This is a genomic window from Variovorax sp. 01T439_2 (assembly GCF_056398445.1).
In genome coordinates this window covers 1-10112 of sequence record NZ_JBFTPJ010000106.1, presented here as the reverse complement: position 1 = coordinate 10112, position 10112 = coordinate 1, and the positions used below count along the sequence as shown (strand labels likewise).

General features: G+C 68.4%; 10 protein-coding genes and 2 pseudogenes. 8 read left to right on the top strand and 4 right to left on the bottom strand.

The window, feature by feature from the left end; translation table 11 throughout:
* From AC1DOC_RS07600 to fliR, 8 genes and pseudogenes are all read left to right on the top strand, one after another.
* Positions 1–563: pseudogene (locus tag AC1DOC_RS07600) on the top strand (flagellar hook-length control protein FliK); the annotation flags it as partial.
* Between the two features lie 107 nt (positions 564–670).
* Positions 671–1168, top strand: a complete 498-nt coding sequence (gene fliL / locus AC1DOC_RS07595; RefSeq protein ID WP_478129612.1) for a flagellar basal body-associated protein FliL — start codon at positions 671–673, stop codon at positions 1166–1168.
* 21 nt (positions 1169–1189) lie between these two features.
* Positions 1190–2191, top strand: a complete 1002-nt coding sequence (fliM, locus tag AC1DOC_RS07590; protein WP_015866949.1) for a flagellar motor switch protein FliM — start codon at positions 1190–1192, stop codon at positions 2189–2191.
* A complete protein-coding gene (gene fliN / locus AC1DOC_RS07585; RefSeq protein ID WP_015866950.1) occupies positions 2184–2651 on the top strand; it encodes a flagellar motor switch protein FliN in 468 nt (155 codons plus the stop codon). The genes fliM and fliN overlap by 8 nt, the downstream gene beginning before the upstream one ends.
* A complete protein-coding gene (gene fliO, locus AC1DOC_RS07580) occupies positions 2648–3136 on the top strand; it encodes a flagellar biosynthetic protein FliO (protein ID WP_478084608.1) in 489 nt (162 codons plus the stop codon). Before fliN ends, fliO begins: the two co-directional genes overlap by 4 nt.
* A complete protein-coding gene (fliP, locus tag AC1DOC_RS07575) occupies positions 3133–3894 on the top strand; it encodes a flagellar type III secretion system pore protein FliP (RefSeq protein WP_478084606.1) in 762 nt (253 codons plus the stop codon). The genes fliO and fliP overlap by 4 nt, the downstream gene beginning before the upstream one ends.
* 9 nt (positions 3895–3903) lie before the next feature.
* Complete coding sequence (fliQ, locus tag AC1DOC_RS07570; protein ID WP_015866953.1) at positions 3904–4173, top strand: flagellar biosynthesis protein FliQ; 270 nt, start codon at positions 3904–3906, stop codon at positions 4171–4173.
* A 12-nt stretch (positions 4174–4185) separates the two neighbouring features.
* A complete protein-coding gene (gene fliR / locus AC1DOC_RS07565; RefSeq protein ID WP_027730288.1) occupies positions 4186–4980 on the top strand; it encodes a flagellar biosynthetic protein FliR in 795 nt (264 codons plus the stop codon).
* Between the two features lie 19 nt (positions 4981–4999).
* On the opposite strand, the gene flgL is transcribed toward fliR, so the two are convergent.
* The 4 genes and pseudogenes from flgL to AC1DOC_RS07545 all read right to left on the bottom strand — a co-directional run.
* Entirely contained in the window at positions 5000–6211 is a 1212-nt protein-coding gene (gene flgL / locus AC1DOC_RS07560) for a flagellar hook-associated protein FlgL (protein ID WP_062365644.1), read from the bottom strand.
* Positions 6212–6251: 40 nt separating this feature from the next.
* Positions 6252–8210 carry a flagellar hook-associated protein FlgK gene (gene flgK, locus AC1DOC_RS07555; protein ID WP_478084603.1) on the bottom strand — a complete coding sequence of 653 codons (1959 nt, stop codon included), beginning with the start codon at positions 8208–8210 and terminating at the stop codon, positions 6252–6254.
* 109 nt (positions 8211–8319) lie between these two features.
* Positions 8320–9867 (bottom strand): methyl-accepting chemotaxis protein, encoded by a 1548-nt coding sequence (locus AC1DOC_RS07550; protein WP_478129611.1) that lies wholly within the window; start codon positions 9865–9867, stop codon positions 8320–8322.
* Positions 9868–9947: 80 nt separating this feature from the next.
* A pseudogene (locus AC1DOC_RS07545) lies at positions 9948–10112 on the bottom strand (chemotaxis protein CheW); the annotation flags it as partial.

The window sequence follows — 10112 nt, the reverse complement described above, 5'->3', positions numbered from 1 at the left end:
CCGCCAGGCAGGCCGCAGCCGCTGTACCGCCGCCGGCCGCCGCGGGCACGGCCCCGGCCGCGCTCCCGGCTGCCGATGCTGCAGCGCCCGACGCCGCCGCCACCACCGCCGCGGCTTCCGCAGCAGCAGCCACCGACTCCCGCGGCGCCTCCACCGCCTCCCTCTCCGCCGATGCCGACACCGACTCGGCACCGGCCACCGCCATGATCTCCGCCGACAAGACCGCCGACCTGGCCGCCGCATCCGACGCGGCGCCCACTTCCACCAGCGTGGCCACCGCGATGCCGTTCACGCCGGCCGCGGCCGCTGCCGCGCGCACGAACGTGCCGCCGGCTTCGCCGCACACGCCCATCCTCAGCGTGGAGCCCTCCGTCGGCTCGGCCGCCTGGGGCAAGGCCATCGGCCACCAGGTGCTGCGCATGACCGCGGCGGGCTACCAGGTGGCCGAGCTGAACCTGAACCCGGCCGGCCTCGGCCCGCTCAAGGTCACGCTCACCATGGGCGACAACCAGGCGCAGGCGATGCTTCGCCGGCCCAGTGCCGGCGTCGACACCTTCGCATGAGATCGCGAACGCGGGATCTGAGGCCTTTTCCCGCGCTTGATCAGCCCTTCGCCTGCCAGCCACCTGGCAAAGAATAGTCCGAAACCGATTCGCTTCGCAGCACCCTTATGGCTACCAGTCCTCCTGTCGCACTCGCCCCCGTTCCCCCTTCCCCCGCACGTCCATCGAAGCTGTGGATCGTGCTCCTGATCGTCGCGCTGGTTGGCGCGCTGGCCGCTGCCGGCGGCTATTTCCTGCTGCGCCAGCGCGCACCGGCCGAGCCTGCCGCAGCCGCCGCGCCGGTGCCGGAGAAGCCGATCTTCGTGACCCTGGAGCCGCTCACCGTCAACGTGCAGTCCGAAGGCCGCGGCCGCTTCCTGCACGTGGGCGTGGCCCTCAAGGTGCATGACGAACAGGCCAAGGCGCGCATCGTCGAATTCATGCCCGAGATCCGCAGCCGGGTGCTGCTGCTGCTGTCGAACCGTCCGCCCGAATCGCTGGTGACGACCRCCGACAAGGCCCGCCTGGCCGAGGAGATCCGCGTCGAGCTGAGCCGCCCGCTGGGCGCGGGCCTGCCGCCGCAGGAGATCGCCAGCGTGTCCTTCAACACCTTCGTGGTGCAGTAACCCTTTTCGGACCGCCGATCCATGGCCTATGAACAAGTGCTCTCCCAGGACGAGGTCGACGCGCTGCTGCAGGGCGTCACCGGCGGCGCGCCCGAGCAGAGCGACGGCGCCGCCGCCCGCGCGGACGGCCTGCCGGTGTACGACCTGGGTGCGCCCGACCGCGTGGTGCGCAGCCGCATGCACACGCTCGAAGTCATCAACGAGCGCTTTGCCCGGCATCTGCGCAGTTCGCTGCTGAACTTCATGCGGCGCAGCCCCGACATCTCGGTCGGGCCGGTGCACATCCAGCAGTACGGCGAGTTCGTGCGCCACCTGCCGGTGCCCGCCAACATCAACATGCTGCACATGAAGCCGCTGCGCGGCACGGCGCTGTTCGTGTTCGATCCGAAGCTGGTGTTCCTGGTGGTGGACAACCTGTTCGGCAGCGACGGGCGCTACCACGTGCGCGTCGAGGGGCGCGACTTCACGCGCACCGAGCAGCGCATCATCAAGCGGCTCCTGAACCTCACGCTGCAGTGCTATGCCGACGCCTGGCAGCCGGTGTTCCCGCTGAGCTTCGACTACGTGCGCGCCGAGATGCACGGCAAGCTCGCCAACATCGTCGCGCCCAACGAGGTGGTGATCAACACCACGCTGCAGATCGAGTTCGGCCCGGTGGGCGGCTTCCTGCACGTGTGCATTCCCTATTCGATGATCGAGCCGATCCGCGACCTGCTGTCCAACCCGGTGCAGGACGAGATCGAGGTCGACAAGCGCTGGGTGCGCCAGATGTCCCAGCAGATGCAGAGCGCCGACGTGGAGCTCAGCGCCGAATTCATCACGCTGCCCTCGACCATTGGCGAGGTGCTCAAGCTGCAGGTGGGCGACGTGCTGCCCATCGAGCTTCCCACGTCGATCACCGCCCGCGTGGACGGCATTCCGGTCATGGAATGCGGCTACGGCGTGTCGAACGAGCGCTATGCCCTGCGCGTGCTGCAGATGATCTCCCACCAAGACAGCGATCCGAAGAACGACCATGACTGACAACACCCCATCCACCAGCGATGCGGACGACTGGGCCAGCGCGCTGGCCGAGCAGACCGCGGCCTCCGCGCCCGCGCCCGCCTTCGCCCCCGCCGCCCCGCCGGCGATCGCTCCCGCTCCCGCACCGGCTGCCGCTCCAGCGGGCAGCCGCGTGTTCCAGCCGCTGCAGGCCATGGCGACCGGCGCCGGCTCGCCCGTGGACGTGGAGCGCATCCTCGACGTGCCGGTGCAGCTCACGGCCGAGCTCGGCCGCACCCGCATCACCATCAAGAGCCTGCTGCAGCTTTCGCAGGGCTCGGTGGTCGAGCTCGACGGCCTGGCCGGCCAGCCGCTGGACGTGCTGATCAACGGCTACCTGATCGCGCAGGGCGAAGTGGTGGTGGTCAACGAGAAGTACGGCATCCGCCTGACCGACATCGTCACGCCCTCCGAGCGCATGCAGAAGCTCGGCCGGTCATGAGCCTCTTCGCCCGCCGGCTGCGGCAGGCCGCGGCTTCGTTCGCGGCCGCGGCCTGCGTTGCCGCCCACGCTGCGCTGCCGACCGTGCCCTCGCCCGTGGAGGCCGCCGCGCCGGCCGTGGGCGCCTCCAGCCTGCTGCAGGCCGGCTTCGGCATGTTCACGGTGCTGGGCCTGATCTTCCTGTGCGCCTGGGCCGCGCGCCGCTTCGGCCTGCAGCGCCTGGGCGGTGGCCAATCGGTGAAGGTGGTCTCGAGCACCATGGTCGGCCAGCGCGAGCGCGTGGTCGTGGTCGAGGTCGGCGGCACCTGGCTGGTGCTGGGCGTTGCGGCCGGCCGCGTCAATGCGCTGCATTCGCTGCCGGCACAGGTTCTGCCCACGGCACCGCCGGCCAGCGCCATGCCCGACGCCCGCCTGGCCGGCGCGGCGGGCCTGTTCGCCCAGAAGCTGCGCGACTCGCTCGGCCTTGCGCAGCGGCCCCATCCATGATGCGCACCGTCCGCCAACGAAGCCTTGCCGGCTTCGCGCTGATGCTGCTCGCCCTCGCGCTGCCGATGGCGGCGTCGGCGCAGGGCCTGCCCGGCCTCACCAGCACGCCCGGCCCGGGCGGCAGCCAGACCTGGTCGCTCAGCGTGCAGACGCTGGTGATGCTGACCTCGCTCAGCTTCCTGCCGGCGCTGCTGCTGAGCATGACAAGCTTCACGCGCATCCTCATCGTGCTGGGCCTGCTGCGCACGGCCATCGGCACGCAGTCGTCGCCGCCCAACCAGATCCTGGTGGGCCTGTCGCTGTTCCTGACCTTCTTCGTGATGGCGCCGGTGTTCGACAAGGTCCACGACGAGGCCTACAAGCCTTTCTCCGAGAACAAGATCACGGCCGAGAAGGCGCTCGAGAAAGGCATTGCGCCCTTCAAGTCCTTCATGCTGAAGCAGACGCGCGAGAACGACCTGGCCCTGTTCGCCAAGCTCGCGAAGATTCCCGACATGCAGGGCCCGGAAGAAGTGCCGCTGCGCATCCTGCTGCCTTCGTTCGTGATCAGCGAGCTGAAGACCGCGTTCCAGATCGGCTTCACCATCTTCATTCCGTTCTTGATCATCGACCTGGTGGTGGCCAGCGTGCTGATGTCGATGGGCATGATGATGGTGCCGCCCGCCTCCATCGCGCTGCCCTTCAAGCTGATGCTGTTCGTCATGGCCGATGGCTGGCAGCTGCTGATCGGCGCACTGGCCCAGAGCTTTTATCTTTAGAGGCGCGCAATGACACCCGAATCCGTCATGTCCCTGGGCAGCCAGGCCATCCACGTCTCGCTGCTGCTGGGCGCGCCGATGCTGCTGGTGGCGCTGGTCGTGGGCCTGGTCATCAGCATCTTCCAGGCTGCCACGCAGATCAACGAAGCCACGCTGTCCTTCATTCCCAAGCTGCTGGCGGTGTTCGCGGTGCTGGTGCTGGCCGGCCCCTGGATGCTGGCGCAGATGCTCGACTACATCCGCACGCTGTTCTCGAGCATCCCGCAGCTGGTCGCCTGAGCGCGCGCCGACATGCCCGCCATCTTCTCCGTCACCTCGGCGGAGCTGACCGCCTGGCTGACGGCCTTCCTGTGGCCGTTCGTGCGCATGCTGGCGCTGGTGAGCACCGCGCCGGTGTTCGGCGAACCCGGCGTCGCGCGCCAGACCAAGGTGGCCATTGCCGCGCTGCTGGCTGTGGCCATCGCGCCCACGCTCGGGCCGATGCCCGCGGTGCCGGTGGTCTCCGCGGGCGGCGTGTGGATCATCGTGCAGCAGGTGCTCATCGGCGGCGCGATCGGCTTCACCATGCGCATGGTGTTTGCCGCCGTGCTGGCAGCGGGCGAGTACATCGGCCTGCAGATGGGCCTGTCGTTCGCGTCCTTCTTCGACCCCATGGCCGGCGGCGCCACCATGGTGGTCGCGCGGCTCATGCACATGCTGGCCATTCTTCTTTTCCTGGCGGTGGACGGCCACCTGCTGATGCTGGCCGCGCTGGCCGAGAGCTTCCACACGCTGCCCATTGCCGATGCGCCGCTGGCCGCGCAGGGCTGGATGCTGCTGGTGTCCGGCGGCGGCCGCATCTTTGCCAACGGGCTGATGCTGGCGCTGCCGCTGGTGACCGCGCTGCTCACGCTCAACCTTGCGATGGGCATCCTGAACCGGGCATCGCCGCAGTTCAGCATCTTTGCGGTGGGCTTTCCGCTCACGCTGCTGGCGGGCATCGGCATGCTGCAGCTGCTGATGCCGCAGCTCGGCGCTTTCCTGGAGCCGCGCTTTGCCGCCGCGCTGTCTTCGCTGCCGCAGCTGATGCAGGCGCTGCGGCCCTGAGCCGCACGCCCCTTCGCAATCACAGGTAGTTGAACAGCGCAATGCTGTGCAGCCGCGCGAAGGTCTGCTGGGTGGCCTGGAGCGAGGTCTGGCGCTGCAGGAATTCCGAGATGGCGCTGGCCGGGTCCAGGTCCACCAGCTCCGAGAGGTAGGCCTTGTCGGTCAGGCCGCGCGAGGCACCGCTGGTGTCGAGCGCGTCGATCTCGTTCATGCGCGAGCCGATCGACGACATCACGGTGAGCACGTTGTCGTGCGCGTTGGTGATCTTGACATTGAAGGTGCTGAGCGCGTTGAGCAGGTCGGCCTTCGCCGAATCGCCATTGCCGGCGAGCGGCTGCCTGAGCGCGGTGACCAGTTCGCCGATGGCGGCGAACACGTCGGTGCCCGCATTGCGCGCGGTGGCCACCTGGAAGGTGTCGCCATCGGCCGGCGCGCCGCTCATGGTGATCTGCAGGCCGCCGAACGAGATGGCGGCGCCCGGCACGTAGGCGCCCGATGCGGCCACCACGGGCGGCGTCTCCTGCGTGGCCACCGTGTAGTTGCCGCCGCTGAAGCTGATGACGAAGTCCTTGCCGTAGTTGGCCGCGCCCGCGTCRGTCACGCCCACGGCGCCGAAGACGCCGGAGCCGGTGTTGGCCGCGCCCGCCGAGCTCACGTAGCCCGCGCCGCCCTGCACCGACTGGAACACGCTGCGCCCGTCGTCCGTGGTGGACATCTGGCGCGACACGTCGACCTGCATCAGCCGCTGGCCCTGGTCGCCCATGTACTGGATGCCGCCGGCGGCGCCGGCCACGAAGGGCTGGCTCCCGCTCTTGAAGCCGGCGAACAGGAACTGGCCGTTGCCGTCGTCGGCATTGGCCACGTTCACGAGCTGGTCCAGGTTGCCCTGCAGCGTGGTGGCCAGCGAGGCGCGGTCGGCATCCGACAGCGTGCCGTTGCCCGCCTGCACCGCGAGCGTCTTCATGTTCTGCATGATCGAGGTGGCCGACTTGAGCGCGGTCTCTTCCTGCGAGAGCGAGAGCATCGCGCGGCTGCGGCTGGTGGCGTACTGCGCCGACTCCGCCATCGACTGGCTCACGCCCAGCGCGCGCGCGGCGGCCACCGGATCGTCGGCAGCCGTCAGGAACTTGGTGCCCGCGGCGAGCTGCTGCTGGATGCGGAACAGCTGCTGCTGCTGCGAACCCAGCGAGCTCATGCTCTGGGCGTAGAAGGATTGGGTGCTGATGCGCATCGCGGCTCCTGAAGATCTTCTTTGGAAAAATGCGGCCGGCTCAGCCGCGGATGCCCAGGATCGCGTCGAACATGGTCGACGCGGTCTGGATCACCTTGGCATTGGCCTGGTACATCTGCTGGTACATCAGCAGGTTGGCGGTTTCCTCATCCTGGTTCACGCCCGAGATCGAATCGCGGCTCGCGCGGATCTGGCCCGTCACGCCTTCCTGCGTGGCCGAGGCCACGCGGATTTCCATGGCGCGGTTGCCCACCTCGCTCACCAGCTTGGCGAAGGCGCCGTTGAAGGTGGAGGTGCCGCCGTCCATCGCGGTCTTGCGCTGCAGCGCGCCAAGACGCAGCGCGTTGCTGCCGTCGGACACGCCGCCCGCGTTCTTGCCGATGGTGAAGGTGTCGCCATCGGCGGGCGCGCCGCTGAGCTTGACCTCGATGCCGTCGAAGCGGATGGAAGCGCCCGCGGTGTAGGGCACGGCCGTGCCGGCCGCATAGTTGGTCGATGTGCCGTCGGCCAGCGTCACCGTCACGGCGGAGGTCGCCGGAAAGCCCGACAGCGTGTTGGCCGCGGCATCGTAGGCGAGCGTGACCGTCGCGGCCAGCGGCGTGGCCAGGTAGGACGCGTCGACCACGGCCGGGCTCAGCGCGCCGGTGCCCTTGTTGCCGACCGCCTTGCCGATGGCCAGCGGCGATGCGGCCGCCACCTTGGCGGTGTCGCGCACCAGCACGTCCATGTCGCGCGCGCCGGTGCGCGTCGGCTGCACCAGGAAGGAATCGCCCGCCTGCGCGGTGCCGCTGGCCACCGCGAGGCTCACGCCGTCGAAGCTGGCGGGGAAGCTGGTGAAGTCGCCCATCGGCTGCTTGTCCGACAGCCGCGTGACGCTGTAGGTGAGCGTGCCAGCCACGTCCTTCACCTGCACCGAATAGTCGCTGGTCGTGAGCTGCGAGGTGTCGGCCACGCTGGCGCCAAGCACCATGTCGCCCCCGTTGCGCGCATTGGAAAACACGCCCGCCGTGGCTTGCGAGAAGAAGTCGGTGCCCAGCACGCCGTTCAGGTCGACGCCCAGCTTGTGCTGCTCGTTGAACTCGCTGCCCAGCGCCATGGCCAGGCGGCCGACGGCGTTCTGCGTGGGGGTGAGCGTCTCGGCGCGGAAGGCCAGCAGGCCGCCCAGCGATCCGCCAGCAATCACGTCGTCGTTGAGTTCGGACACCGTGCCGGTGAGCCCGACCAGCGCCACCGCCTTGCGCGTGGGATCGGCGGCGGACGACACCGCCTGCAGCTGCGCGGCCCGGTCGCCCAGCACCAGCGTCTGGCCGTTGCCGATGAAGACGTTGTACTGGCCGCTGTCCTGCTCCAGCACCTTCACGCCCACGATCTTGCCGAGCTCGCTCACCAGCTGGTCGCGCTGGTCCATCAGGTCGTTGGGCGGCTGGCCGCCGGCCATCGCGCTGAGCTGGGTGATCTGCTGGTTCAGGCTCGCGATCTGCTTGGCATAGGTGTTGATCTGCCCGGTGCTGCCTTCGATCTGGTCGTTGACCGAGCCGTTCAGGTCCGTGAGGTACTGGTCGGTGGCGCGGAACTTGTTGGCCAGCGTCTGCGCCGCGCTGATGAGCTGCTGGCGCGCCGCCGGATCGGCCGGCGTGTTGGCCACGCCCTGCACGCTGGCAAAGAAGCTCTGCATCAGCGGCGTGAGGCCCGCGGTCTTGTCGGCCAGCAGCGAGTCGATGCGGTTGATCTGCGATCCGTAGCTCGCGAGCGCCGCGCCCGCGGCCTCGGCGCCGTTGAGCTGGGCCGTGAGATAGCCGTCGTAGCTGCGCTGTACCGTGGTGACGCGCGCGCCGTTCCCGATGAACCCCGCACCGGTCGTCGTGCCGCCGTTGGACGAGACCAGCGCGGTCTGCCGGCTGTAGCCGGCGGTGTACACGTTGGCCGTGTTGTGGGCCGTCGTCATGAGCGCGGATCGCGCGACGCTCAGGCCGGACAGGCCCGTTTGGAACATCGACATGAGGCTTTACCTGTAAAACGTTTTCTTGTTGGCACCGGGCATCGCTTGCGATGCCTGCTTCCTGTCTATCGGCAGGCGGCGCGGAAAATGAAGTGCCCGGTGGAACATTTCAGGCGGCGCGCCGGAACACGCTGACCGACTCGACCAGGCTCGCGGCCTGCTCCTGCATCGACTGCGCCGCRGCCGCCGCYTCTTCSACCAGCGCCGCGTTYTGCTGCGTSACCTGGTCCATYTGCGCRATSGCCTGGTTCACCTGYTCGATGCCGGTGCTCTGYTCCTGGCTSGCCGCCGTGATCTCGCCCATGATGTCGGTCACGCGCTTGACGCTGTCGACGATCTCGTCCATCGTGCGGCCCGCCTCGGCCACCTGGCGGCTGCCGGCCTCGACCTTGTCCACSGAGTCGTCGATCAGGCCCTTGATTTCTTTTGCYGCTGCGCCCGAGCGCTGGGCGAGGTTGCGCACTTCGGAGGCCACCACTGCAAAGCCGCGGCCYTGTTCACCRGCYCTTGCSGCYTCGACRGCWGCRTTSARMGCCAGGATGTTGGTCTGGAASGCRATGCCRTCGATCACGCCGATGATGTCGACGATCTTCTTGGACGAGCTGTTGATCGAGCCCATGGTGTCCACCACCTGGCTGACCACACCGCCGCCGCGCACCGCCACTTCGGAAGCGGAGACCGCCAGCTGGTTGGCCTGGCGTGCGTTGTCTGCGTTCTGCTTGACGGTGCTCGTGAGTTCTTCCATCGAGGCYGCCGTTTGCTCGAGCGARCTCGCTTGCTCTTCSGTCCTGGAAGACAGGTCCTGGTTGCCCGCGGCAATCTGCCCSGAAGCCGTCGCGATCGCATCGGTGCCGTGGCGCACTTCGCCCACCACCTTGGCCAGGCTGCCGTTCATGCCCTTGAGCGCGTGCATCAACTGGCCGGTCTCGTCCTTCGTCGTCACTTCGATGCGGCTGGTCAAATCGCCGGCGGCCACCGCCTCGGCCACTTCGACAGCGCGGCGCAGCGGATGCGTGATGCTGCGCACCAGCAGCCAGGCGAGCACCAAGCCCAGGCCCAGCGACAGTACGCCGAAGACGACCAGCATCAGGCTGGTGCTGGCGCGCATCTCTTTGCTGCGCTCGGCCGCGGCGTCGAGCAGCGCGCGCTCCGTGTCCACCATCTGCTGCACGCCTGCAAGATAGCTGCGCGAGGTGGGCTCGAAGCGCTCGTTGAAGATCCGGTTGGCGCCTTCCATGTCGCCCGCCAGCTTGGCCTTGCTGACCTCCTCGCGGGCCGCGAGGTAGGCCTTGCGCAGTTCGCCGACCTTGTCGTACACCGCCTTCTTTTCGGGCGTGTCCATCTGTTCCTCGATGAACTTCTGCAGCTCGTTGGTCTCCTTGATGGAGAGCGCCGTGGCCGGCGCGAAGTAGGCGATCAGGCTCGCATCGCTGCTCTTGGCAATGGCCGCGGCGCGCTGGACGCCCGAGTTGGTGTTGCGCAGCCAGTCGGAGCCCGCGCGCTCGGTCTTGATGTTCTTCTCGACCATCGCATTGATTTCCTCGCCGAGCTGCTGCAGCTTCAGCACGGCAAGCACGCTGCTCGTGAGAGACAGGGCGAGGATGACGCCGATCACGACGGCCAGCCGCTTGCCGATGGAAATATTGCTCAGAAACATGCTCATCACTCCAGAAAATCAGGAAAGGGCAAGCACGCAGAACGCGCGCTTGCCGCAGGAAAGGGTTGTGCGCGCCCGCCTCAGGCGGCGATCTTCTCGACCAGGCCCATCTCGTCGCTGGACATCAGCCGGTCGATGTCCACCAGGATCAGCATCCGCTCGTCCAGCGTGCCCAGGCCGATCAGGTAGTCGGTGTCCAGCACCGAGCCCATCTCCGGCGCCGGCTTGATCTGCTCCGCGCTCAA